This window comes from Pseudoalteromonas sp. SCSIO 43201, assembly GCF_023716725.1.
In the GTDB taxonomy this organism is placed as follows: Bacteria; Pseudomonadota; Gammaproteobacteria; order Enterobacterales; family Alteromonadaceae; genus Pseudoalteromonas; species Pseudoalteromonas peptidolytica.
This window is the reverse complement of the sequence record NZ_CP072683.1, coordinates 2,051,754-2,076,700: the sequence shown is the minus strand read 5'-3', so window position 1 is coordinate 2,076,700 and position 24,947 is coordinate 2,051,754. Positions and strand designations below refer to the sequence as shown.

The following is a 24,947-nucleotide window of genomic DNA, read 5'->3' as shown; positions in this document are numbered from 1 at the left end:
AAAGCTTGAAATGTTTTCGTCAAAAAGGCTGTTTATTAGCGTAAGAAAGGTTAGAATTTACCTGACTCCACGCTAATAAATGGCTGTACAAATAATCTACCGTTCAAAGGTGGTATAGATTAAGGAACACATAATGACACAAAATGAAGGCACGGCTTCTGTTATCCTAGATAACGTATGCAAGCTAATCCACAAAAAAGTCCATGCTGACAAAGTGTCACTTGTCGAAACGTTTGCCAAAACCTTGTACAGCAATATGTCTAAAGAGGATTTGGCACATCGTAACGACAGTGACTTATACGGCGCAGCATTGAGCCTTTGGAACGCCCTAGATAAAAATAAGTCTGACGAAGCCGTCATTCGCGTTTTTAATCCTGAGGTGGCAAAAGATGGATGGCAATCTTCGCATACTATTGTTGAGATAATTGCTAAAGATATGCCGTTTTTAGTTGATTCAGTGCGTATGGCAATGAATCGCAAAAATATTGTCTCTCACCTATTACTTCACGCTCCACTTAAGATACAAAGAAACGACGATAGTGCAATCACAGCGCTTTCTAACTTAAAAGCAGAGCAAGAATCAACCTCTACTAAAACCGTATTTTTCATTGAAATTGATAGGCAGACAGATAATTCAGCTATCGCTGAATTTAAAGCTGAGCTTGAATCTGTTTTAAATGATGTGTCTGTTGCGGTTGCTGATTGGAAGCCCATTCGTGACAAACTGGTGAGTGTCAGCCAAGAGCTGCCAACTCGTCATTATAGTTGTTCAAAAGAAGAAGTTGCAGAAGCTGTTGAGTTTTTGGACTGGCTGGTGAGCGATAATTTTACCTTCATGGGCTATCGTCAGTATGACCTTACACCAGTTCAAGGTGACTACGAGTTAAAACCAGTCGAAGGCACAAGTCTTGGTTTGATGAAAAACTCGGGAGATGATCATAGCCGCTTACTTTCAGAGTTACCTGAGGTAGCTAGAAAAGAAGCTCGCAGTAGTAACTTGTTAATCTTAACAAAAACTAACTCGCTGTCGCGTGTACACCGTCCTGCGTACATAGATTATGTTGGTATCAAGCGATTTGATACCAAAGGCAACGTGATTGGTGAAGACCGTTTTATCGGGTTATTCTCTTCGAGCTTCTACAACAATAGTGCAGCCGACGTTCCGGTACTTAAGAGTAAGATTAACCGTATCATGGAGCAGTGTGACTTTGCAAAAGGCACTCATGCTTACAAAGCCGTGTTAAATATTCTAGAAACCTATCCGCGTGATGAGTTAGTACAAGCACGTGAAAGTGAGTTACTAGAAGTGGCCATGGGCGTACTACAAACACAAGAACGCGACATGTGTAGATTTTTTGTACGCAAAGATGTCTACGGTCGTTTCTTCTCTTGTATGGTCTATGTACCAAGAGAGCGTTACAACACTGCATTAAGACGTGAAACACAGCAACTGCTGGCGCGTGCATTTAAATCGAGTGATAAAGTAGAATTCACTACTTTCTTCTCAGAATCAACGCTAGCGCGTACACATTACATTGTACGTGTCGATGACAACAATATAGATTATAACGTGAAAGAAATTGAAAATAACTTGGTTGAAGCCGCTCGTACTTGGGAAGACAAGCTACAAGGTGCATTGCTTGAAAGAGCGGGTGAGTCTCGTGGTAACGAGTTAAACCGTAAATACACCAATGCGTTCCAGTCTGCTTATAAAGACCAAGTATTACCAAGTGCTGCGGTAGTAGATATCGAGAAACTTGAACAGCTCAACGAAGACAATAAACTGGAGATGCTGTTTTATAGACCTCAAGAAGAAGCGACCTCTCAATTAGTACGTTTAAGTTTATTCCATAAAGCTGAGCCAATTCACTTATCAGACGTGATGCCAATGCTTGAAAACTTTGGTCTGCGCGTTATTGGTGAGACACCTTATGCAGTGAAGACTACTGATGGTCAAGTAAACTGGATCATGGACTTCTCTATGCTTATCGACAGCAAGGGGATCACCGACTTTGACAAAGTATCTGCACGTTTCCGTGCTGCATTGACGAATGTTTGGAATAATCGTCTTGAGAACGATGGCTTCAACCGCTTAGTTTTGTTAGGGGGCTTAACTGGACGCGAAGCGTCTATTTTACGAGCGTACGCGAAATACATGCGTCAAATTGGCGTGACTTTCTCGCAATCCTACATTGAAAACACGTTCGACCGCTACCCGCACATTGCGGCGATGATCGTTGATCTGTTCGTCAAGAAGTTCTCTCCGAAGAAAACGGCATCAGAAAAAACACTGACTAAAGTCATTGATGCTATTTACCAGGAACTAGAGAACGTTGCGAATCTTGATGATGACCGTATTATTCGTCTATACGTCGACATGATTAATGCAACGCTACGTACTAACTTCTATCAAAAAGAAGCAGATGGTACGAATAAGTCATACACGTCATTTAAGATCCAGCCAAGTGCAGTGCCAGATATGCCATTGCCACTACCAGCGTTTGAAATCTTCGTTTATTCACCACGTGTAGAGGGTGTGCACCTGCGTGGTGGAAAAGTAGCTCGTGGTGGCCTACGTTGGTCAGACCGTCGCGAAGATTTCCGCACAGAGGTACTTGGTTTAGTTAAAGCGCAGCAGGTTAAAAATACGGTTATCGTGCCTGTGGGATCTAAAGGTGGTTTTGTTTGCAAACAACTGCCAACAGAGCGTGAAGCTTTCTTCAAAGAAGGCCAAGAGTGTTACAAGATCTTTATCCGTGGTCTACTCGACATCACAGATAACATTGTACATGGTGACATCGTTCCACCAATCGATGTTGTTCGTCATGATGAAGACGATCCATACCTAGTTGTTGCAGCAGATAAGGGGACAGCTACCTTCTCTGATATCGCAAACGGTATCGCAGAGTCTTACAACTTCTGGTTGGGAGATGCGTTTGCTTCTGGTGGCTCGATCGGTTATGACCATAAGAAGATGGGCATTACTGCAAAAGGTGCGTGGGAATCGGTTAAGCGTCATTTCCGTGAGATGGACATTGATTGTCAAACAACTGACTTTACAGCGGTTGGTATTGGTGACATGGGTGGTGACGTATTTGGTAATGGGATGCTGCTTTCTAAGCACATTCGTTTGCAAGCTGCGTTTAACCACATGCACATCTTTATCGATCCAAACCCAGATGCAGCAAGCTCATATGTAGAGCGTGAACGTCTATTTAATCTGCCACGCTCAAGCTGGGAAGATTATAATAAGGATCTGATTTCTGAAGGCGGTGGTATCTTCTCTCGTGCAGCCAAAGCAATTACGCTAAGCGCTGAAATGAAGAAGATGATAGGCACCAAAAAATCTAGCATGACACCAAACGAGTTGATCAAAGCATTGTTGAAGATGCCAGTTGATTTACTGTGGAATGGTGGTATCGGTACTTACATCAAGTCTAAATCTGAAACTGACGCTGAAGTTGGGGATCGTGCAAACGATGCACTGCGTATCAACGGCGGTGAACTTGGTGCGAAGATATTTGGTGAAGGCGGTAACTTAGGTGCTACTCAGTTAGGACGTATAGAGTTTGCTTCAAACGGTGGGCGTATCAACACTGACTTTATCGACAATGTTGGTGGCGTAGCGTGCTCGGATAATGAAGTTAATATTAAGATCCTACTGAATGGCTTAGTCGCTGAAGGCGATTTGACGAAGAAACAGCGAGATGAATTACTTTACTCGATGACTGATGAAGTATCAGAGTTGGTATTAAAAGACTGTTACCGTCAGACGCATACACTTTCGATCACGAAGTCTAAAGGTCCAGCTACGCTAAAAGAGAAAGTACGCTTTATCCATGCACTTGAAAAAGATGGCAAGCTAAATCGTGCAATCGAATTCTTACCAACAGATGAAGAGCTAGCAGAGCGCGCAGCGGCAGGTAAAGACCTAACTCGTCCAGAGCTTTCAGTGTTAGTCTCTTACTCCAAGATGGTACTAAAAGAAACGTTAGTGGTTGATGAGATCTCAGAAAACCCGTATTACCGTCAGCTTTTAGTTAACTCGTTCCCGTTACCACTACGTGAGCGTTTTAATGCTGCAATGGATAACCACCCGCTACGTAAAGAGATCATTGCAACTAAACTTGCGAACAATATCGTTAATGACATGGGTCTTAACTTTATGGTTCGTATGCACGAAGAAACAGGAGCAACAGATGCAGAGATTGCGATTTGTTACTCTATTGCAAGCGCTATCTTTGAAATGAAAGAAACGTGGTCAGCTATTTCTTCACTGGATAATAAGATCCCGGCAGCAGTCCAAACGGAAATGTTGTATCAATTACGTCGTACGGTTCGTCGTGCAACGCGTTGGTTCTTACGTCATCGTGATAAGTCTGAAACAATCGAGCAAACTATCGCGTTCTTTGCTCCTACATTCAAAGATTTAAGTGCAAACTTACACAACTACATGGTTGCAAACGAAAGCGAGCAAATTGTAGATAAAGCGCGCGACCTTGAATCTCAAGGTGTACCAGCTGAGATTGCACTGCGCATCGTATCGCTTTCAAGCTTGTTCTCGGTAATGGACTTAGCAGAAGTAGCTCATAGTGCGGGTCGTAAGATTGGCGTTGTGTCAAACACTTACTTCACACTGGGTGCAAACATGGGTCTACATTGGTTCCTTGACCAAATTACAGCGCAGCCTGTGGCAAACCACTGGCAAGCACTTGCTCGTGCATCTTATCGTGAAGAACTTGATTGGCAGCAACGCTCACTATCTGAGGTAGTGCTAAATAGCTTTGCCGGTGATGATAGTGACATCAATGAACAGATTGAGCAGTGGATGGATAAACAAGCTGGTTTATTACACCGTTGGCAGCAAATGCTAACTGAGTTTAAAACGTCGCAAAGCCATGACTTTGCTAAGTTCTCGGTTGCACTGCGTGAGCTAATGTTATTAAGCCATAACTGTGATACTTCCAAATAATCTAGAAATCGCTACAATACCCCAGCTTTGACTGGGGTATTTTTTTGTCTAATGTCATTGCCATAATCCATTTAGCTAAAATCACAAAAAGGTGGTTTTAGCTAAATCGATTACGTACCAATACTGAGGAGCTACCATGTTTTACGATCTTGCGCGTCGTTTTATGTTCAACAAAGATGCGGAGTGGGCACACGATTTTGCCCTAGGCAACCTTCGTCGCTTTGCAAATACGCCAATGAGCCTTGCATGGTCTCAATCAGTTCAAGACAAACCAGTTAACTTTTTGGGATTAGAATTTAAAAACCCAGTAGGGCTCGCTGCGGGTCTTGACAAAAATGCTGAGTGTATCGAAGCATTCGCACAAATGGGCTTTGGTTTTATCGAGGTAGGCACTGTTACGCCAAGACCACAAGCTGGCAACGATAAACCTAGGATCTTTCGTCTACCTGAAGCAAATGCGATTATCAATCGCATGGGATTTAATAACAAGGGTGTTGATTACTTAGTTAACAATGTTAAAGCGGCAAAATACGATGGGATCCTTGGGATCAACATCGGTAAAAATAAAGATACACCGAACGAGCAAGGTAAAGATGACTACATTCACTGTATGAGAAAAGTGTTTGAGCATGCGTCTTATATTACTGTCAATATCTCTTCACCTAATACACCGGGCCTTAGAGATTTGCAATATGGTGAAGCACTAGATGATCTGTTACAAAGCTTGAAAAATGAACAAATGGATCTGGTAGCTAAGCACAACAAGTCGGTGCCTATGCTGGTTAAGATCGCCCCTGATGTTGATGGTATTCAGCTAGCTCAAATTGCTGAGTCTCTTGTGAACAATCGTATCGATGGTGTTATTGCAACAAATACAACATTAGCTCGTGATGCCGTAGAAAACTTAGAGCATGGAAATGAAGCTGGAGGCCTGTCTGGTCGACCGGTTCGTGAGAAATCAACGCACGTTGTTAGCGAACTAAAGCGTATTACTGAAGGTAAGCTACCCATTATCGGTGTTGGTGGGATCGACAGTGCTGAGTCTGCTAAAGAGAAGTTTGCAGCGGGAGCTGATCTTGTTCAAGTGTATACTGGCTTTATTTACGAGGGACCAGAATTGGTCAAAAGGATCGTTACGTCCTTATAAGGATCGCTCATATAACAAAATGATCGAAAACAAAACGTTATTATAAAAAATTTCATCATTGCGCTTTTCGCGTTATACTCCCACTTACTGGTCATAGTTAATTAGTTTGTGGGAGAGTCGTTTTGCAAGCTTCAAAAGAGTGGCAATGGATACGCTGCGAGAAAAGAAATAGGCTGTTAATTGACTTAGGTGAAGAGCTTCAGCTTTGTACGCCTTTTCGAATTCGACACCTGACCGACGACTCTGCATCAAGCCCGACCTTTAGCCTAAACGAGGCCGAATTTTATCAAAACGTATTCGATTACCTTTGTGGTTTTTCTGTCTGGAGTGAACCACAATGCTGTCAAATTGCTTTGAATGCAACCGCTGCTAAATTCCATCTTCAGCCAATGCAAGCTAAAAGCTGGTTTTTCAAACCGTACAATGGGTGCGAGCCCGTTAGTGAAGCTGTGGTTTGTTTGCGTTCAAAACAAAGCCAAGGCGAGTTTTTGATAATAGAGCATGACGGCCAAGCAAGCCTATGTCTAAGTCTAAGTCAACAATTTATCTTAGATGAAGGAATTGAACTTGAGCAATTTCAAGCAATTAAGGTACTGAATGATAGATTATCTCCCCTAGTTTTATCGAACCTAGTACACCGAAGCGCGTAGCGATATTGAGTTAAGGAATAACACAACGTAATGTCTCGCCCATAACCATACTCTAGCTCCCAATCAAAGCACTTCTCCACAAGGTAGCTATTAGCTTTTATAAAGTCTAATTGACCCGAGCCGTTATGTTGTATTAACTTGTACCTTATACCAATTAGACTTAATACTTGCTCAATTTGAAGGAGTAAATCTGACGCTAACCCGTTAAAAATTTCTTATTTAGAACAGCTAAATAGCAAAATTTTTTCCTTGCCTACAGGGCGTAGGTACCTTAGCGATAGCAGGAGACGGTGGCTGAGTTATCGACAAGATTTTCTCGCCTCAACATAGAGCACTTAATTAAGATAATTGGTGTTAAATCATTGTAGCAATGAATTAAGGGAATAACTATGAACTGTCTTTGCGACAAAACTTTAAAGCTGATCTACACCGACATTGAAGGCTATTGCGGTTATCAATGCCCATCTTGTGATGCAGTTTGGCTTCCTCGTAAATTTGTAGAAGCGATTAAACATACCTACCATTTTACATACGCAGACTTTCTTGCGACCCGAACACCACTCAAACAGAACGCTGTACAATCATGTCCGGATGATGGCCATAAGCTTGTTGCGTATCAGCTCAATAATGCGTCGTTTAGTGAATGTCCGTGTTGTGCCAGTATTTGGTTTGAAGCAGGGGAGTTACAGGCACTGTTGCAAAATTACCAACGCGTTAATAGCAACACGAGTATCTTAGACAAGCTAGATATTTTTAATTTGTTTAACATATTGTCTTAACGAGTTTGAAATTGGCAATAAAAACAGACGGATTGGCTTTGTCTAAAGTTAATTTGCATATAATAACAGTGCTCCTGCTATTTATCGTCTTCAATCAAAGTCAACTAATAACTAACCATAACTTGTGTGTTATACTGCGCTCAGTTGAAATTTAAGGGTATTCAAATTGCAATTTATCGCATTGACATCTATTGGTGTAGAGCAGCTACTGGTAGAAGAATTAACCGAGTTCGGTTTTGAAATTAACAAGCAAACGGTTGGGTCTGTAAAGTTCACTGGCACTAATTTAGACGTACAAAAGTTTTGTATGATGACTCGATTTGCAACACGCGTAATGTTGCTGATTGATGACAAGCCAGAAGTAAACGATAAAGACTCGCTGTATAAATTTGTGCGTTTTCAAGCTTGGCAAGACTGGTTTAGTCCTAAGCAAACGTTTGCTGTTGAGTTTAATGGCACCAACAATGCGCTAAAAAATACTCAATTCTCTGGTTTAGTTGTAAAAGACGGTATTGTTGATTACTTTAATGACCTGTTCGAACAGCGCCCCGATGTGGATAAGCAAACACCAGATATTCGCATAATTGCGAAACTGACCAAACAAGGTTGTGCGCTTTATATTGACTTTTCTGGCCCGCGTTTGTCTGACAGAGGCTATCGTGATAAACAAGGTAAAGCACCTATCCGTGAGCACTTAGCCGCAGCGCTTGTGAAGCGCAGTGGTTGGTTGCAAGATACCAATAAACCACTATTTGACCCCTGTTGCGGCTCGGGTACGTTGTTGATTGAAGCGGCATCAATGGCGCTTGGATTACCAGCCAATCCAAACAAGGATTTTGCTTTTAAACGTTTGCCAAGCTTTCGTGAAAGCAAGTTTAGCGAGTTAAAAGCGCAGCTTAACGTAGCCCCAGAACAGAAAAACCTATGGTTAATAGGTAGCGATATAGATGAACGTGTACTTGCCATAGCAGAGCGCAATGCCAAGCGAGCTGGACTTGAGTCACATATCAAATTTAAGTTTGAAGATGCCAACCAGCTGAGCCTTGCCGCCAAGCGTCCAGGTACAGTACTCAGTAACTTACCTTACGGTGAGCGCTTAGGTGGAATGGCGGAGATAATCACGCTTTACCGCAATATGGGTATTGCTTTCAAAAAGCATTATAGAGGCTGGGATTTGGCTTTATTGGCCAGTGAAGAGAGCTTGCTAAAAGTACTAAAGCTAGCACGTAAAAAATCATATAAGTTTAAAAATGGCCCATTAGATGTGCTGCTAAACCTGTATGAAATGAACGATGCGCAGGTACAACAAAATAAACAAAGTAGTGGTTTAAACTTTGAAGGGTCTAGCGCATTTGGTAACCGCCTCAAGAAAAATGTGCAGAACCTTAAGTCGTGGTTAAAAAAAGAAAACGTAAAGGCTTATCGAGTTTACGATGCGGATATTCCAGAATACAACGTTGCGGTAGATGTTTATAACGATAGTGCGGTGATTTTTGAATATAAGGCGCCGAAAGAAATTGACGATACGGTAGCGCAAAAACGTCTACAGGACGTGATCACACTGACTGCCGAACAGCTTAATATTGATCCGCTTAACATTGCGGTAAAAGTAAGAAAGCGTCAAAAAGGTCAAGACCAATACAAGGCATTAGACAAGCAAAATCGTACTGAAATAGTAGAAGAATATGGCGCAAAGTTTAAAGTCAATCTATTTGATTACCTTGATACGGGGTTATTTCTAGATCACCGCTTAGCACGTAAATTTATTCAACAACATGCAAAAGATAAGCGGGTATTGAACCTGTTTGCATACACAGGAAGCGCCTCGGTACATGCAGCTGTTGGTGGTGCTAAATCGGTCACTACGGTTGATATGTCGAAAACCTATTTGAAATGGGCGGAAGAGAACTTTGAGCTTAATGGCTTGAAGAATCCTCGTTTCAGATTTGAGCAAGCTGATTGTTTAAAATGGCTCGAGCGAGCAGTTGGTCAATATGATCTTATTTTCTTAGACCCTCCAACATTTTCAAATTCAAAACGAATGTCAGATGCCTTTGATGTACAAAGAGATCACCTAAAATTATTTGGCTGGGTTAAAAAAATCTTGGCACCTAATGGCGTACTCTTGTTTTCTAATAACAAGCGTGGCTTTAAAATCGATGAGGTTGGACTCGCGGCCTTGGGGTTAAGTGCTGAAGAGTATTCTACGCAAACCCTATCCCCAGACTTTAAGCGCAACAAACAAATTCATAACAGTTGGTTGATCCGCCATGATTAAGTGCACATTATTTCACACCGAAGGTTGTCATTTGTGTGAAGAAGCATTAGCAATGCTCATTCAGCTATTACCTGAAGCAGAAATTGAATTAATAGATATCGTTGATGACGAAGAAACGATGACGACATATCAATATCGTATTCCCGTTATCAAAAAAATCGAAACAGGGCACGAACTTGGCTGGCCCTTTTCTCAACAACAATTACAAGAATTTATAGCATAGTATGGATCTTATTCGAATCGCTAAAGCACAACTGGCTTTTGGCTCGCACCCTATACTCGATCAGGCTGATGCAGTGATTGAGTCAGGGGAGCGTGTTTGTATTGTAGGACGAAACGGTGCAGGTAAGTCTACCTTACTCAAAGTACTCGATGATCAAGTTCAACTTGATGATGGTGAGATAAACCGAGTAGGTGGTCTGAAAGTATCAAGGCTGGAGCAAGACCCTCCAAAAGGGGCAAATGGCTCGGTGTTTGACTACGTTGCTAATGGATTACCCGATGTCGCTGAATTGCTGATTGAATTTCACGAAATTAGTGAGAAGCTGCAAACTAACCAGTCTGATAAATTAATGACAACGCTTGAGCGCCTAACGCAAAGATTAGAAAGCGAGGATGCTTGGCGGTTTGAGTCAAGGATCAAGCAAGTACTGAGTCAGTTACAGCTGGATGCTAATATGCGGCTTGAAGAGTTGTCAGGAGGCTGGTTACGCAAGGTCGCACTGGCAAAAGCACTTGTTAGTGATCCTGATTTATTACTCTTAGATGAGCCAACGAACCATCTCGATATGCAGAGTGTTATTTGGCTAGAGCAATTTTTAAAAGAATTTAAAGGCGGAATCGTGTTTATTTCACACGACCGTGCCTTCATTCGCTCTATGGCAACTCGCATCCTAGATTTAGATCGTGGTCAGCTGGTTTCATACCCTGGAAACTACGCACAGTATCTAGAGCAAAAAGCCCATGATTTGAAAGTTGAAGAACAGCAAAATGCGCTATTTGATAAAAAGCTAGCGGAAGAAGAAGCTTGGATCCGTCAAGGGATCAAAGCTCGACGTACACGTAATGAAGGACGTGTGCGAGCCCTCAAAGCATTACGTGTGGAGCGTAAGCAACGTATCGAGCAACAAGGTAAAACAGACTTTAACATCGAGACTGCTGAGCGCTCAGGTAAGTTGGTGTTTGAAGCTAAGCATCTGAACAAAGCGTTCCAACAAAAAGTCATTGTAAAGGACTTTTCTACTTTGGTTATGCGTGGCGATCGTATTGGATTGGTTGGGCCTAATGGTGCTGGTAAAACCACGTTATTGAAAATGTTATTTGGTGATATTTCATCAGATTCTGGTTCAGTAAAACAAGGGGTTAACCTAGAAGTTGCATACTTTGATCAATACCGCGAAAAGCTAGACGAGGAAGCGACTGTTCAAGATAATGTTGCCGAAGGCAAACAAGAAGTCATGATGGGAGGACGCTCACGCCATGTACTTGGTTATCTTCAAGACTTCTTGTTTCCTCCAGCTCGAGCAAGAACGCCAGTAAAGGCTTTATCAGGCGGAGAAAAGAACCGCTTATTGCTTGCGAAGCTTTTCTTAAAGCCTTCTAACATCATAGTGCTGGATGAACCAACCAACGATTTGGATATTGAAACACTGGAACTTCTCGAAGAAATTTTAAATCAATATCAAGGTACTGTTTTGGTGGTAAGTCACGACCGAGAGTTTATTGACAATACTTGTGGCAGTGTGTGGGCTTTTGAAGGCGAAGGTCAAGTGACTGAAATAGTTGGTGGTTACAGCGATTTTGAGCTGTATCAGCAAAAGCGCGACCAACAAAGAAAAGATGCCCAAAAAGTTGACCAAGAAAAGCAACAGACCGCGCCGCTCAAAAAGGCGCCAGCTACGACTCGAGCAAACAAGCTGAGTTACAAATTAAAACTTGAATTAGAGTCATTGCCCAGTAAAGTAGAGGAACTTGAAGAGGCAGTGAATAAACAACAAGCGCTGGTCAGTGATCCTGACTTCTTTAAACAAGATCAGCAAACCACCCACGAGGCATTGAACCAATTGACTGAACTAGAGTCGAAGCTGGAAGCCGCGTTTGAGCGCTGGGAAGAATTAGAAGCATTACAGAATCAGCAGTAAGGATTAAGATGAAATTTAAACTTTTAGCCGCGAGTATCGCTGTTGCCATTTCACAACAAGCGGTCGCTGCAACATATCAGTTAACAGAATTACCAAGACACGCAAACAGTAAATATACCAATGTATCGGACGCGAATGAGGCGGGTGAAGTTATTGGTCAAGCATCAAACTTATTTGGTGTAAAAATTGATGTATCTTATATTGATTTTGACGATTCAAATTTAAAAAACTATTACGACAACGCGAAGCTGCAGTACGAGAAAATTGATGAACCCATCACGTTTACACTAGATGATATTCAAAATAACAATGCCGCAAACACTAATGCACAAGCGCATGCGTTTATGTTGTCTTACATCACGTCGGCGAGTCGTTCAGCATCATTGGAGTATCAGCAGGTTAACCGCTCTATTTCGCTTATGTTTAACAATAATACAGCAGAAGAGTTTGTTGTATTTGATGAGCAATCACCGGATTATCAAGGGTTAACTCGCTCTGTAAGCAATTATTTAACCGGTATTGCAGATGACGGCACTATTGTTGGGTGGGGCTCTGCGCCTTACAAAAAGATCACCTTCACCAAAGAAGGTGAAACAGAAGTAGATACCTACTTTGTTCGGGATTGGCGTAATAAGGGTGTTCTAATTACGCCAGCCGGTGAAAAAATTGCTTTAGAACCTGCATTTGCTGAGCATGGCGGCTTATCTTTAGCTACCGACATAAAGCAAACCAATGATGGTGGGTATGTGGTAGTTGGACAAAGTTCAACATCGTTATCAAAACGTACGATAGAAAGCATTGAAGATAATTGTGATGGCGTGGACGAACCTGTTGAGGTCTGTATTCAAAGGCTTTCTAATCCATACCATACTCGAGCATACAAGTGGACGTTCGATAATGACTTTAATTTAACCAGTGCAACTGATTTAGGACTGGCTTTTACACCGGATGAAGACAGTGAGATTGCTTATTCAAGTATTGCAATTGCGACCAATGCAAATGGACTGACTGTAGGTGATTCACGTGCACGAAGACAAAGCAATGATGATTTGCTTCCGAATGATCAAGCGGTTTATTTTAAAGAGGGCGAAATTAAGCGTATTAAAGAAGTTGAAAGCTTTTATGAATATAGCCAAGCGATTGATGTAAATGACAATGGCATCATTATTGGTGCTTTTGGTCGGACAGCGAATGGCTCCAAAGAGAATGACTCAACGGGTTTTTATTTCGATACTAATACCTCCGAATTTAAAGAAATGCCGGCATATTTTGAAAACTCAGTAACCGTAGTTAATGATATTAATAACAATGGTTTTGTTGTTGGTCAGGGGGTTGTTGAAAAGTCAGGCTCTAGCCGACGACGTGAAGCATTCTTATATGAAATTGGTGCAGATAAGTTGGTGAATATAAACTCTCTTCTTCCATGTAAGAGCGATGATTTTCCTTACACTATAGCGGAAGCGGTCAAAATCACCGATGATAATAAAATCTACGCTGTTGCAACGAAAACCGTTGAAAGACGTAACACATTAGGCGAGATAGAAAAAGACAGTAAGGGTGAAATAGAATATGAGTCAGTCACCTTACCGGTTGTATTAACTCCTATCTCTGGTGAGCCTGAAACTTGTACTCCACCTGAAGCTGAAACGTATGAGCGTCAGTCAGCAAGTTGGTCTTGGCTTAGTTTGCTAGCTCTACCTTTGGTTGCGCTGAGAAGAAGACGTAAATAAAGCTGGTACTAGCCAATAAAAAAAAGCCCTGAAGGGCTTTTTTTTATATTTAACACTAATGTAGCGAAGATCTTGTCTATACTCTATGTAGTTATTCTAAATAAGAAACTTTTAACGCAGCTAGTATTAAGATCTGGTGGTATGAGATTAATCAATCTTGTCCACGGTTTTGCCAAGCTTTATTGACTGAGCGTCGCCATAAATAATCAATACCAAAAAAGCCAATAACTGCAGCGATACTCGCACAAATTAACGAGCCAACGATAAAAGCAGGGCCGATGGTCGTTAGGCTTTGTGCAAGCCACTCCCAACTTGCTTCAAAATGAAACGGTTGCTGCTCTTGCCCGAGTGCGAATACACCAACCAGATATGAGCAGTAAAAAATGGGTGGCATGGTTAATGGATTGGTGATCCATACTAACGCAATAGATAAGGGTAAGTTAACGCGAAAAGGGATCGCGAGGGCTGCAGCAAGCACCATTTGAAAAGGAACAGGGATGAAAGCGAAAAATAACCCCACTGAAAAAGCCCCTCTTGCCGAGCGCCGGTTGAGGTGCCACAAGTTAGCATCATGTAATAATTTACCGAAGATTTTTAATGATTTCTGTTGTTTGATTTTATTATGATCAGGTAAAAAGCGTTGGATCGTTTTTTTCGCCATTTGCAGCTGCCGTCTACTTGGATTCTGATATGTTTTGGAATAATCCTAGGGAGCTTCTGCGCAGTATTTTTTCTTGGTAACTGGCGTGTTGCCGCAACAAGCTTATTCCTCTACTTCATGGGGCGTTATTCTAAGCCTTTTTCTCAGATATTGGCAGGATTTATTTTAGGGATTTCTGTAGTTCTTTGTCATTATGTCGTTTTTTATAAATTACATATACCACAACAATGGCTCAGCGGCCCCATTATAATTGTTGGAGAGGTGATTGAGGTCTCAAATACGCCCAGTGGTGGCGCTGTTGTAATTGATATGCAAAAAATTGCCTCTGAAGACATTGACAGCTGGCGAAGTGTTCGCGCTAAGCTTTATCAGAATGACTCCAACATTGTATTTAGTATCGGTGATAAAGTTGAGGTATTAGGAAAGCTTAAACGATTTCGTAGTCGAATTAATATCGGACTTTTTAATGCTGAGCTCCATGCTTTCAGAAAGCATCATTATTTTAAAGGCAATATCTTACGTATACAGCAAATAGAGAGTCGTCCAGATTGGCGAACATTGTATCGCCAACATATCGCCAGTGAATTACAAGGTACAGAATATGGTTGGTTTTATTATATTCTACTGACTGGTGACACTAGTAAAGCGACATTTGATAACAAACGGCAGTTCAGGCAACTAGGGCTGAGTCATTTACTGGCAATTTCAGGTTTACACATTGGTATTGTCTTTGGCTTAGCGTTTTTATCACTAAAAATGCTGCTCTATTGTAGTCCCATAACTATTCCACAACATATCAATCTGCATCAAATATGCTTAATTTTTGCGGTGTTATTATGCGCCGGATATGTGTTTGTATGCGGCTATAGCGTCTCAGCGACAAGAGCTTTGGTCATGGCTTCAGCATGGACTGCTTGCTATCTGTTTACGCTTAGGGTGAGTGCCGTGCAGATCCTTACGACGGCATTGGTCGTGGTACTGATAATCGACCCATTTGCATTACTCAACCCCGGTTTATATTACTCTTTCTTTGCAGTTGCCATTATCCTTACTTTACTGCCCAAGTCAGGGCGTGGGGTGGTTGGGAAACTGCTTGTCTTAGTTAAACTACAAGTAGCATTATTTGTCTTCCTACTGCCACTTAACCTGTATTTTTTTGCAGGGGTTAGTGTGGTCTCAACCTTCGCGAATCTTATTATCATTCCCTTTATTTCAATAATCGTCTTTCCTCTACTCATACTTCATTTTTGTGTATTTGATTATGTTGATTGGCAACTACCTTTGGATTTGGTGGATACTGTGTTGACAATGGCACTTTTAGGCTTCAAGCACCTTCCTGTTGACTGGTTAGCACTTTCAAGTGTATCCGCAGAGTTACTAATTTGTACTTACCTGAGCGTCTTGCTCTTTGTTATTTTCAGACATTACTTGAGTGTACTACCGTTATTCTTTTATCTACTGAGCAGTTTGACTAAAGTACAACCAAACTGGCAGCTTGATGTGTTTGATGTTGGGCATGGAACGGCCGTGTTAATATCTAAAAACCGAAAAGGTTTGCTATATGATTTAGGTGCAAAATATTTTGGTTATTTCTCAATATTTGAATTTGTAATTAAGCCTTACCTTAGCAACAAACGTATTCAGTTGGATGCCACGATTGTCAGTCACGATGATGGCGACCACAATGGCGGACTTGATGACCTGTATGCTTATGATGGTGGACGGTCGTTACTGCAATTTCATAACAATGAGCAACTGCTTGGTTGTAACCTTGGTAAGCATCAGTTTGCAGGACTTGACGTACAAATAATTTGGCCAAGCGAATTGTCTGGCAATGATAATAACAACTCTTGTGTGGTTCGGGTGAGTGACGGGCAGTTCTCAGTACTGTTACCGGGAGATATTGAAAAACGAATAGAAGCAAAATTAATTAATGAAGCGCGCGAGTCATTAAAGGCGGATATTTTATTGGTGCCACACCACGGTAGTGCCAGTTCCTCAAGCGAAGCATTTGTAGAGGCTGTTATGCCCAAGTTTGCTGTATTTTCAAGAGCGTTTCATTCGCCATGGAAGATCCCAAATGAGCAGGTGGTTAATAGATACAAGCGAATAGGCGCAACACTTTTAGATACAGCGTTGGATGGACATATTAGAATTTTGATTTTTGACCAAAAAATAGCAATTCAACGAGGCCGACTGGTTGAAAATTACTGGTTTCTCAGATAATCCATTCAGTTTTAGTGATTTGAAAGTTACAATAATGCCATATAGAAAAATTGAGGCTGGCAATGCAACCAACCGATAAGCAAATCTACACTAGATTATTTAGTTACGTAAAAGACTTTAAACTTGCAGCCATATTTTCTGTCATTGGAATGATAGGGTATGCAGCCATGGATGCCTCATTCGTTGCACTGATGGATCCATTTATAGACGAGGGGTTGACTGCTGGAAACCGAGAAGTACTTAAACTCGCCCCGTTTGTTGTGATTGCTCTGGTGGTAGGCCGTGGCATATTTAATTATATGGCTTCTTATTGCTTGTCTTATGTTGGTTCACAAGTCGTACGCAGCTTGCGACAGCAATTGTTTGAACATATGTTGTACTTACCGGTATCTTTTCATGATCAACATTCTAATGGTGAGCTGATTTCTAAGATCACTTTTGATACGGAGCAGGTGCAGCAGGCCGTGACTAAGGCGTTGCAAGTCTTGATAAGAGAGGGGGCATTTGTCTTTTTTCTGCTGATCACTATGTTTTATGCTAGCTGGCAGTTGTCGCTAATTTTTCTAGTTGTTGTGCCAATCGTTGCTGTTATTGTCACCATTGTTTCAAAACGTTTTAAAAAAATATCGAAGAATATACAGGATGCTATGGGCGAAGTGACAAAGAGCTCAGAGCAAATGATGTCTGGTCACAAGGTGATCCATGGTTTTGGTGGCCAAGATAAAACCATTTCGCACTTTGCCAAAGTGAATAATCATAACCGCCAACAACGAGTAAAAATGGATGCAACCAAGGCATTGAGTGTGTCGGTTATCCAACTCATTGCAGCAAGTGCCATGGCCGTTATTCTTGCTATTATCGCCATGCCTTCTATGGTGGATAAGATTTCATCAGGCACCTTTGTAACGCTCATTACCTCAATGATGATGATGCTTCGCCCACTCAAGCAGCTCGCTAATGTCAACAGCGATTTACAACGAGGTATATCGGCAGCAAAAAGTGTTTTTGCCGTGATTGATTTAGAGCAAGAAAAGGACACTGGCACGCAGCCTTTGGTGCGTGCAAACGGTGATATTAAAATACAGAATCTGACTTTCACTTATCCGTCTAAAAATGATCCAGTGATTACCGCATTAAACTTAGATATAAAGGCAGGGCAAAGCATTGCTTTTGTTGGCCGAAGTGGTTCTGGCAAATCTACAATTTCAAATTTATTGCCACGTTATTATGATATTGACTCTGGGAGTATTGAACTTGATGGGGTTGATATCAGTGATTACAAGCTGGCGGATTTACGTGCACAATTCTCAATTGTATCTCAGCAAGTGGTACTATTTAACGATACTATCGCTAATAATATTATGTATTCACTCGAACGTCCGTTATCGGATGAAGCGCTAGAGCGTGTGGCAAAGCAAGCCCATGTTTGGGAGTTTGTTAAGGATTTACCAGAAGGCTTGAACACTCTAGTTGGAGAAAACGGAGTGATGCTTTCAGGTGGTCAGCGTCAACGTATTGCAATTGCTCGTGCAATTGTAAAAGACGCGCCGATTTTAATATTGGATGAAGCTACATCAGCATTAGACACCGAATCAGAGCGCTTAATTCAGCAAGCCCTAGAAGAGTTAATGCACGACAAGACCAGTATTGTTATTGCCCATCGCCTGTCGACAATCGAGCATTGCGACCAAATATACGTATTAGATAAAGGTAAAGTTATTGAGCAAGGAGAACACCAACAGCTCGTTGCCCAGCAGGGGATGTATCACGCACTTTGTAAGATGCAATTTGGTGAACAATAAATGGCGTCAAGAATCGAACAAAGCTGGTATAAAAAGCCTGGGCTACTGACTTTATTACTACTGCCGCTGGCATTATTGTTTGGCCTAATAAGTGTTGTGCGAAAAAAGCTTTATACACTTGGTGTAACTAAACAATACAAAGCGTCAGTGCCAGTTATTATTGTGGGTAATATTAGTGTCGGAGGAAATGGTAAAACACCGTTTGTACTTTGGTTGGTTCCTTTTCTTGAGCGGCTTGGTTTGAAAGTGGGGATAATCAGCAGAGGGTATGGTGCAAATCCTCCGACTACGCCATTTTTGGTGACCAAAGACACGCCAACAGAGCAAGGCGGTGATGAGCCTTGTTTGCTTGCTCAAAGATTAGCTTGTCCAGTGATGATAGGCGCTGACCGACAAAAGAGTATTGAATCATTACTACAACACCATAATATTGATATTATTGTCAGTGATGACGGATTACAACACTACAAACTGGCGCGAGATATAGAGTTTTGTATTGTAGATGCCGAACGTAAATTTGGTAACGGTTATTGGATCCCAGCAGGTCCACTTAGGGAGCTACCTAGTAGAACGAAAACCGTCGACTTAACAGTTTATAACGGTGGCTCAGAAGCATTTTCATATGCTTTAGAGGGTACCGGGTTTTTCCATGTCACAGACAATTCGCTGGCAAATGAAGTACACACTGAAGGTGTATCTGTATGTGCTATCGGCAATCCAAAAAGGTTTGAGCATACACTACGAGAGAAGGGCATTGATCTAACTCATTGTCTACATTTTGCTGATCATCACCCTTATCAACCGTCGGACTTTTCACCGTTTAGTGGTGATTCTATTTTTATGACAGAGAAAGATGCGGTAAAGTGTCGCACCTTTGCAAAAGATAATTGGTATTACTTGAGAGTGGATGCCAAACCAACACAAGCGCTTGAAAAAGCAATACTCGAATTACTTAAAGATAAAGGGATCCATCATGGCCTTTGATACCAAATTACTAGAAATAATTGCCTGTCCTGTGTGTAAAGGTAAATTAAGATATGACAAAGAAAACCAAGAGCTCATTAGCACCGCGGCTAAACTTGCTTATCCAATAAAAGAAGATATTCCGGTGTTGCTAGAAAATGAAGCGCGAGAGCTAAGCAGTGATGAGGTTGAACAGTGGAATTCATAGTCATTATTCCTGCTCGATATGCGTCTAGTCGATTACCAGGTAAACCCCTAGCTGATATAGCAGGCAAACCCATGATCCAGCACGTGTATGAGCAAGCGTGTCAATCCGGTGCTACAGCAGTTTATATTGCAACTGATCACAGCGCGGTGTTTGATGCAGCAAAAGGATTTACTGATAACGTACTTATGACTAAAGATGATCATCAATCTGGGACTGAGCGATTAGCTGAAGTTGTAGAGCTGCTTGAACTTGATGAGCAAACTTTAGTGGTGAATGTTCAAGGGGACGAACCGCTGCTAGAGCCTGAAAATATCGCGCAAGTAGCTACTTTATTACATCATTCCGATGCACCAATGGCGACATTGTGTGTTGATATTGATGATGTAGAAGAAGTGCTGAATCCAAATGCAGTAAAAGTGGTGTCTGATATTCATGAAAACGCGCTATATTTTTCACGCGCGTCCATTCCATTTCAGCGTGATAGCATGTTAAAGCTCGACAAAAATAATGTCCCTGTAAATCATTTTAATCGCCATGTAGGGATATATGCCTACCGCGCGGGCTTTATTAAAACCTATTTGTCGCTCAGTGTTTCACCACTAGAGTTACAAGAATCGCTAGAACAGCTACGTGTGTTATATCATGGCTATAAAATCAAAGTAGCTAAGGCGATAAAGCCTGTGCACAGCGGCGTTGATACGCCTGAAGATTTGCAGCGTGTCCAAGAGATACTAAATGGATAAGCTTAAGCTGATTGCTGATGAGGCGGATTATATCGTAGCCTATAAGCCGTGTGGGGTTAACTTCCACAGTGAAGAAGGCCCTGGCTTTGTATCGTTACTAAATACGCAACTAGGCTATCAACTATTTCCAGTCCACCGCTTAGATAAGGTAACATCAGGCCTTATTTTACTGGCTAAATCGAGCCAAGCGGCAAAGCAGTTTACAGAGATGTTCACGTCGCGGAAAATAGATAAATATTATCTTGCAATGATTAAAGCCAAACCCAAAAAAAAGCAAGGTTGGATAAAGGGTGATATGGCCAAGTCTCGGCGTGGTACATTTAAGCTAATGAAAACCAAGCTAAACCCAGCTATAACTCGCTTTTATTCTCACTCCGTTGGCGTTAATTTGCGTGGATGTATTATTAAACCATTTTCAGGTAAAACGCATCAGATCCGCGTTGCACTGAAAAGTATTGGTGCACCGATCCTAGGCGATCTTGCGTATGGTGGGGAACCTGCGGACAGAACATATTTACACGCCTTTTGTTTGGAGTTTGAGTGGCATGATAAGTTGGTGAGCTACCAAGCTTGTCCTCCAGAAGAAGGCGCATTTACTCACCTTTTAACACATGAAATATTTGCAATTTGGCAAAAGCCAAGTCAATTAGAGTGGTAACATGACTGATTCAAATACAGAACTTAGGTTTGGCGGTATTGCTCGTCTATACGGTAACGCAGAGTTAGAAGCATTAAGCAAGGCACACTTTTGTGTTATTGGTATTGGTGGTGTTGGCAGTTGGGCTGTTGAAGCGCTAGTTCGAACTGGGGTAGGCAAGATAACGCTTATTGATATGGATGATATTTGTATCACTAATGTTAATCGCCAGCTGCATGCTCATAGTGAAAGTATCGGGATGCAGAAAATTGAGGCGATGCGGGATCGTTGTATTGCGATTAATCCAGCTTGCGAGGTCATCCTTATTGATGACTTCCTGATGTTAGATAATATTAGAAGCTACATCCAAGATTTTGATTATGTTATTGACTGTATTGATGCTGTTAAAGAAAAGGCGGCGTTAATCGCCCATTGTAAACGCAATAAAATACCCGTGATCACCACAGGTGGTGCAGGTGGACAGACCGATCCAAGTCAGATCCAATACTCAGACGTTGCAAAGACTACGCATGACCCATTACTAGCAAAAGTTCGTTATATTCTCAGAAAGCAATATAACTTTAGCGATAATCCAAAACGCAAGTTTGGCGTAGATTGTGTCTATTCAACTGAGCAGCTGGTTTATCCAAGTAGCGATGGCACCGTATGTAAAGCCAAGCAGCAAGCTGAAGGTGGAAAAAATATGGACTGTGCCACAGGGTTTGGCTCAGCCACGATGGTAACGGGGAGTTTCGGTTTCTTTGCGGCCTCTAAAGCGATACGAAAGTATTTAGATAAGCAAAGCAGAAGTAGCAAGTAAGTGTGCTCATATGAGCACCTTGAACGCTTATGTTGTTAACTGTCCGCAGCTCAGGTTAGTATTACGCTAACCTATTCGCTTGCATCTGGATCTGGTCGACAATCGCCCGTATACCATTGCCTCTTGAAGGGCTTAAATGGCTGATTAATCCTAAGGACTCAAAAAGCGTATAAGCACTAAATTGGCTTGCCTGTTCCGGTGTTTTCCCTGCATATGCTGCGATGATAATTGCAAGTAATCCTTTCACGATCCGCGTATCTGAATCTGCAATAAGCACAAGCTGTTGTGCACTTTCGTCTAAGTCGACGTATAACCACACTTTACTGTCACAGCCCGATACTAATGCAGATCCAACTTTTAGTGCCTCTGGAAGTTCAGGAAGTTGTTTACCAAAAAGCATTATTTCTCGGTACTTGGCTTGCCAGCCATGACTTTCTGATAACTTTTTTGTGATATTTTCAATATTCATCGTTTAATCTAGTAATTCAATTGTGGCTTTTAAGGCATTAATAAAATGCTCGACATCAGCTTCGTTATTGTAAAATGCTAAACTTGCTCGCACTGTTCCATTGACATTAAGCATGTTCATCAACGGTTGAGCACAATGATGTCCGCTTCTGACGGCGACACCATAGGTGTTGAGTAGTGTAGCAAGGTCATAGTGATGCTCATTTTTGTAATTAAAACTGACAATTCCCACGTTGTTCTGCGTGTCACCATACACGGTTACGCCTTTAATTTGGTTTAACTGTTGTAAAAGGGACTGATAGAGGGCTCGTTCGTAGCGCTGAAGTGCCGACGGGCTAATGTTGTTCAAGTAATCAACCGCAGCGGCCAATCCTATGACGCCAGAGATATTAGGCGTGCCAGGTTCAAATTTACCAGGAGCATCACGGTAAGTGGAGTGTGCAAACGTTACCTCTTGGATCATTTCTCCTCCCGTTTTATATACGGGCAGGGTATTGAGCAAATTATATCGACCATATAATCCTCCAACACCTGTAGGCCCCAACGCCTTGTGAGCAGAAAAAACATAAAAGTCGCAATCCAATGCTACCAAATCAGGCCGTAAGTGCATAAAAGACTGTGCGCCATCTATGACTGTCTTCGTACCAAGCGTTTTACAAGCTTTTATAAGAGATTCGATGGGGTGTATATTACCAAGCGCATTAGAAGCATGTCCTATCGATAAGATATCTGGTTTATGTGTTTGCAATAGCGAAATAGCACCCGCTTCATCAAGCACACCATTTTCAAGCATTGGCAACACTAACAACTGTGCGCCGGTACGCTTACATGCTTCTTGCCAAGGCACGATGTTAGCATGATGCTCAAATGGGCTGATCGCTATTTTACTGTTTTCATTTAATGCTTGGCTGAGGCCATGAGCCAAAAAGTTTAGTGATTCTGTGGCACCACTGGTCCAGACAATTTCTTTTGCAGAAACATTTAAAAATTTGGCGATAGTTTCACGTGCGGCTTCATATCGATTTGTCGCGTTTTCACTCAGTGTATGTAAACCTCTGTGTACATTTGAATTCTCAGCTTGATAAAAAGTTTTGATGACATCAACAACTTTGTTCGGTTTTTGTGCAGTTGCAGCTGAGTCGAGGTAGCAAAGCGGCTGCCCATTTAGTGATTTGCCTAAAATAGGGAAGTCGTCGCGCAGAGAATGTATATCAGTCATAACGTACCTGAGTTAATTTGGCAGCGGGATTTTAGCTAATAACTGTTCATAGTTAAACAAAAAAGGCCGCGTTAAGCGGCCTTTTGCAATAAAACGTCAGTATTATCTGTCGCTTTGTGATTTATAGTCGCGTGCTGTGTAGCCTTTGTAAAGCTGACGTGGACGACCAATCTTATGACCTGGCTGAGAAAGCATTTCGTTCCAATGTGAAATCCAACCGACAGTACGAGACATCGCGAAGATAACAGTGAACATACTTGTTGGAATACCAATTGCCTTAAGAATGATACCTGAGTAGAAGTCTACGTTAGGGTATAGTTTCTTCTCGATGAAGTACGGGTCTTCCAATGCAATTTGTTCAAGTTTCATTGCCACGTCAAGCAATGGATCTTGAATGTTAAGTTCTTTAAGCACTTCATGACACGTTTGACGCATTACTGTTGCACGTGGGTCAAAGTTTTTATAAACGCGGTGACCAAAGCCCATTAGACGGAACGGATCGTTCTTGTCTTTTGCTTTGGCAACATACTCGTCAATACGGTCAACAGAGCCGATTTCTTCAAGCATCGTTAAGCAAGCTTCGTTTGCGCCGCCGTGTGCAGGGCCCCAAAGTGATGCAATACCAGCTGCAATACATGCGTATGGGTTTGCACCTGAAGAACCTGCTAAACGTACTGTCGACGTTGACGCGTTTTGTTCATGATCCGCGTGAAGCATGAAAATACGGTCCATTGCTTTAGCAAGTACCGGGCTTACGTTGTAATCTTCCGCTGGCACAGAGAACATCATGTGCAGGAAGTTTTCAGCGTAGCTTAAGTCGTTGCGCGGATACACGAACGGCTGGCCAACGTTGTATTTGTATGCCATTGCAGCGATAGTTGGCAGTTTTGCAACCAACTTAACCGCACAACGCATGCGTTGATCTTCATCAGAAATATCAAGGTCTGAATGATAAAACGATGATAATGCACCAACAACACCACACAGCATAGCCATTGGGTGAGCGTCTACACGGAAGCCTTGGAAAAACGCAGCAATTTTCTCGTGCATCATGGTGTTGCGAGTGATCTCATCTGAGAACTCTGCTAGTTGTGCTTCGCTTGGTAACTCACCGTTAAGTAGTAAGTAGCAAAGTTCAATATAGTTAGAATTTTCAGCAAGTTGCTCAATAGGGTAGCCGCGGTGAAGCAGTACTCCTTTGGCACCGTCAATGTAAGTGATAGACGAGTCACAAGAGGCAGTCGACATAAATCCTGGGTCATACGTAAATAGCCCGTGAGCGCCTAATGAACGAACGTCAACTACGTCTTGACCAGCTGTACCTTCGTAAATTGGTAACTCAATCGGATCGTGACCATCAATATGGACTGTGGCTTTTTTATCTGCCATCTATTTGTCTCCTATTTAATAACAATATTCTGATTGTTATGTTGTGATACTAATGTTAAGCAAATTCAGATCATTCTAACTTATAACCTAGGCTAAAAGTCAATTTTTATGTGA

General features: G+C 41.9%; 19 protein-coding genes. 15 read left to right on the top strand and 4 right to left on the bottom strand.

Going from position 1 to position 24,947, the window contains the following annotated elements:
* The first annotated feature begins 133 nt into the window (after positions 1-133).
* The 8 genes from J8Z24_RS08915 to J8Z24_RS08880 all read left to right on the top strand — a co-directional run bounded on the left by J8Z24_RS08915 (position 134) and on the right by J8Z24_RS08880 (position 13,697).
* Positions 134-4,972 carry an NAD-glutamate dehydrogenase gene (locus J8Z24_RS08915; protein ID WP_176031793.1) on the top strand — a complete coding sequence of 1,613 codons (4,839 nt, stop codon included), beginning with the start codon at positions 134-136 and terminating at the stop codon, positions 4,970-4,972.
* Positions 4,973-5,108: 136 nt separating this feature from the next.
* On the top strand, positions 5,109-6,119 hold the full coding sequence (gene pyrD, locus J8Z24_RS08910; protein WP_147390423.1) for a quinone-dependent dihydroorotate dehydrogenase: 1,011 nt from the start codon (positions 5,109-5,111) through the stop codon (positions 6,117-6,119).
* 122 nt (positions 6,120-6,241) lie between these two features.
* The gene (locus tag J8Z24_RS08905; RefSeq protein ID WP_176031792.1) at positions 6,242-6,769 is read left to right on the top strand and encodes a cell division protein ZapC domain-containing protein; all 528 of its coding nucleotides are present in this window, start codon (positions 6,242-6,244) and stop codon (positions 6,767-6,769) included.
* 389 nt (positions 6,770-7,158) lie between these two features.
* Positions 7,159-7,548: a TFIIB-type zinc ribbon-containing protein gene (locus J8Z24_RS08900; RefSeq protein WP_128731337.1), complete on the top strand. Its 390-nt coding sequence runs from the start codon at positions 7,159-7,161 to the stop codon at positions 7,546-7,548.
* 166 nt (positions 7,549-7,714) lie between these two features.
* Positions 7,715-9,826, top strand: a complete 2,112-nt coding sequence (gene rlmKL, locus J8Z24_RS08895) for a bifunctional 23S rRNA (guanine(2069)-N(7))-methyltransferase RlmK/23S rRNA (guanine(2445)-N(2))-methyltransferase RlmL (protein ID WP_176031791.1) — start codon at positions 7,715-7,717, stop codon at positions 9,824-9,826.
* Positions 9,819-10,049: a glutaredoxin family protein gene (locus J8Z24_RS08890; RefSeq protein WP_128731339.1), complete on the top strand. Its 231-nt coding sequence runs from the start codon at positions 9,819-9,821 to the stop codon at positions 10,047-10,049. Before rlmKL ends, J8Z24_RS08890 begins: the two co-directional genes overlap by 8 nt.
* A gap of 1 nt (position 10,050) precedes the next feature.
* Positions 10,051-11,967, top strand: coding sequence for an ATP-binding cassette ATPase Uup (gene uup / locus J8Z24_RS08885; protein WP_125252732.1), 1,917 nt, complete (start codon positions 10,051-10,053; stop codon positions 11,965-11,967).
* 8 nt (positions 11,968-11,975) lie between these two features.
* On the top strand, positions 11,976-13,697 hold the full coding sequence (locus J8Z24_RS08880) for a DUF3466 family protein (RefSeq protein ID WP_176031790.1): 1,722 nt from the start codon (positions 11,976-11,978) through the stop codon (positions 13,695-13,697).
* A gap of 151 nt (positions 13,698-13,848) precedes the next feature.
* Here the strand turns inward: J8Z24_RS08880 and J8Z24_RS08875 are convergent, their stop codons facing one another.
* Entirely contained in the window at positions 13,849-14,358 is a 510-nt protein-coding gene (locus tag J8Z24_RS08875) for a DUF2062 domain-containing protein (RefSeq protein ID WP_125252734.1), read from the bottom strand.
* Here J8Z24_RS08875 and J8Z24_RS08870 point away from each other — a divergent pair.
* The 7 genes from J8Z24_RS08870 (at position 14,338) to tcdA (ending at position 21,757) form a co-directional block, all read left to right on the top strand.
* Entirely contained in the window at positions 14,338-16,584 is a 2,247-nt protein-coding gene (locus tag J8Z24_RS08870) for a DNA internalization-related competence protein ComEC/Rec2 (RefSeq protein ID WP_353506997.1), read from the top strand. The genes J8Z24_RS08875 and J8Z24_RS08870 overlap by 21 nt on opposite strands.
* A gap of 62 nt (positions 16,585-16,646) precedes the next feature.
* Positions 16,647-18,386 (top strand): lipid A export permease/ATP-binding protein MsbA, encoded by a 1,740-nt coding sequence (gene msbA / locus J8Z24_RS08865; protein WP_176031789.1) that lies wholly within the window; start codon positions 16,647-16,649, stop codon positions 18,384-18,386.
* Positions 18,387-19,370, top strand: a complete 984-nt coding sequence (lpxK, locus tag J8Z24_RS08860) for a tetraacyldisaccharide 4'-kinase (RefSeq protein WP_176031788.1) — start codon at positions 18,387-18,389, stop codon at positions 19,368-19,370.
* Positions 19,360-19,557 carry a Trm112 family protein gene (locus J8Z24_RS08855; protein ID WP_125252737.1) on the top strand — a complete coding sequence of 66 codons (198 nt, stop codon included), beginning with the start codon at positions 19,360-19,362 and terminating at the stop codon, positions 19,555-19,557. Before lpxK ends, J8Z24_RS08855 begins: the two co-directional genes overlap by 11 nt.
* A complete protein-coding gene (gene kdsB, locus J8Z24_RS08850) occupies positions 19,545-20,300 on the top strand; it encodes a 3-deoxy-manno-octulosonate cytidylyltransferase (protein ID WP_176031787.1) in 756 nt (251 codons plus the stop codon). Before J8Z24_RS08855 ends, kdsB begins: the two co-directional genes overlap by 13 nt.
* Entirely contained in the window at positions 20,293-20,958 is a 666-nt protein-coding gene (locus J8Z24_RS08845; protein ID WP_176031786.1) for a pseudouridine synthase, read from the top strand. The genes kdsB and J8Z24_RS08845 overlap by 8 nt, the downstream gene beginning before the upstream one ends.
* A 1-nt stretch (position 20,959) precedes the next feature.
* Complete coding sequence (tcdA, locus tag J8Z24_RS08840; RefSeq protein WP_125252740.1) at positions 20,960-21,757, top strand: tRNA cyclic N6-threonylcarbamoyladenosine(37) synthase TcdA; 798 nt, start codon at positions 20,960-20,962, stop codon at positions 21,755-21,757.
* A 61-nt stretch (positions 21,758-21,818) separates the two neighbouring features.
* On the opposite strand, the gene J8Z24_RS08835 is transcribed toward tcdA, so the two are convergent.
* The 3 genes from J8Z24_RS08835 to J8Z24_RS08825 form a co-directional block, all read right to left on the bottom strand.
* Positions 21,819-22,226, bottom strand: coding sequence for a SufE family protein (locus J8Z24_RS08835; protein ID WP_125252741.1), 408 nt, complete (start codon positions 22,224-22,226; stop codon positions 21,819-21,821).
* Positions 22,227-22,229: 3 nt separating this feature from the next.
* Entirely contained in the window at positions 22,230-23,444 is a 1,215-nt protein-coding gene (locus J8Z24_RS08830) for an aminotransferase class V-fold PLP-dependent enzyme (protein ID WP_176031785.1), read from the bottom strand.
* A 102-nt stretch (positions 23,445-23,546) separates the two neighbouring features.
* Positions 23,547-24,833, bottom strand: a complete 1,287-nt coding sequence (locus J8Z24_RS08825) for a citrate synthase (RefSeq protein ID WP_128731347.1) — start codon at positions 24,831-24,833, stop codon at positions 23,547-23,549.
* Between the last annotated feature and the right edge of the window lie 114 nt (positions 24,834-24,947).

Bases quoted from the DNA above. Each gene is read 5' to 3' on its own strand.
- lpxK (WP_176031788.1), top strand. From the start codon at position 18,387: ATGGCGTCAAGAATCGAACAAAGCTGGTATAAAAAGCCTGGGCTACTG.
- J8Z24_RS08900 (WP_128731337.1), top strand. From the start codon at position 7,159: ATGAACTGTCTTTGCGACAAAACTTTAAAGCTGATCTACACCGACATT.
- J8Z24_RS08880 (WP_176031790.1), top strand. From the start codon at position 11,976: ATGAAATTTAAACTTTTAGCCGCGAGTATCGCTGTTGCCATTTCACAA.
- tcdA (WP_125252740.1), top strand. From the start codon at position 20,960: ATGACTGATTCAAATACAGAACTTAGGTTTGGCGGTATTGCTCGTCTA.
- J8Z24_RS08830 (WP_176031785.1), bottom strand. From the start codon at position 23,444: ATGACTGATATACATTCTCTGCGCGACGACTTCCCTATTTTAGGCAAA.
- J8Z24_RS08835 (WP_125252741.1), bottom strand. From the start codon at position 22,226: ATGAATATTGAAAATATCACAAAAAAGTTATCAGAAAGTCATGGCTGG.
- J8Z24_RS08855 (WP_125252737.1), top strand. From the start codon at position 19,360: ATGGCCTTTGATACCAAATTACTAGAAATAATTGCCTGTCCTGTGTGT.
- J8Z24_RS08845 (WP_176031786.1), top strand. From the start codon at position 20,293: ATGGATAAGCTTAAGCTGATTGCTGATGAGGCGGATTATATCGTAGCC.
- J8Z24_RS08825 (WP_128731347.1), bottom strand. From the start codon at position 24,833: ATGGCAGATAAAAAAGCCACAGTCCATATTGATGGTCACGATCCGATT.
- pyrD (WP_147390423.1), top strand. From the start codon at position 5,109: ATGTTTTACGATCTTGCGCGTCGTTTTATGTTCAACAAAGATGCGGAG.
- J8Z24_RS08890 (WP_128731339.1), top strand. From the start codon at position 9,819: ATGATTAAGTGCACATTATTTCACACCGAAGGTTGTCATTTGTGTGAA.
- msbA (WP_176031789.1), top strand. From the start codon at position 16,647: ATGCAACCAACCGATAAGCAAATCTACACTAGATTATTTAGTTACGTA.
- J8Z24_RS08875 (WP_125252734.1), bottom strand. From the start codon at position 14,358: ATGGCGAAAAAAACGATCCAACGCTTTTTACCTGATCATAATAAAATC.
- uup (WP_125252732.1), top strand. From the start codon at position 10,051: ATGGATCTTATTCGAATCGCTAAAGCACAACTGGCTTTTGGCTCGCAC.
- J8Z24_RS08915 (WP_176031793.1), top strand. From the start codon at position 134: ATGACACAAAATGAAGGCACGGCTTCTGTTATCCTAGATAACGTATGC.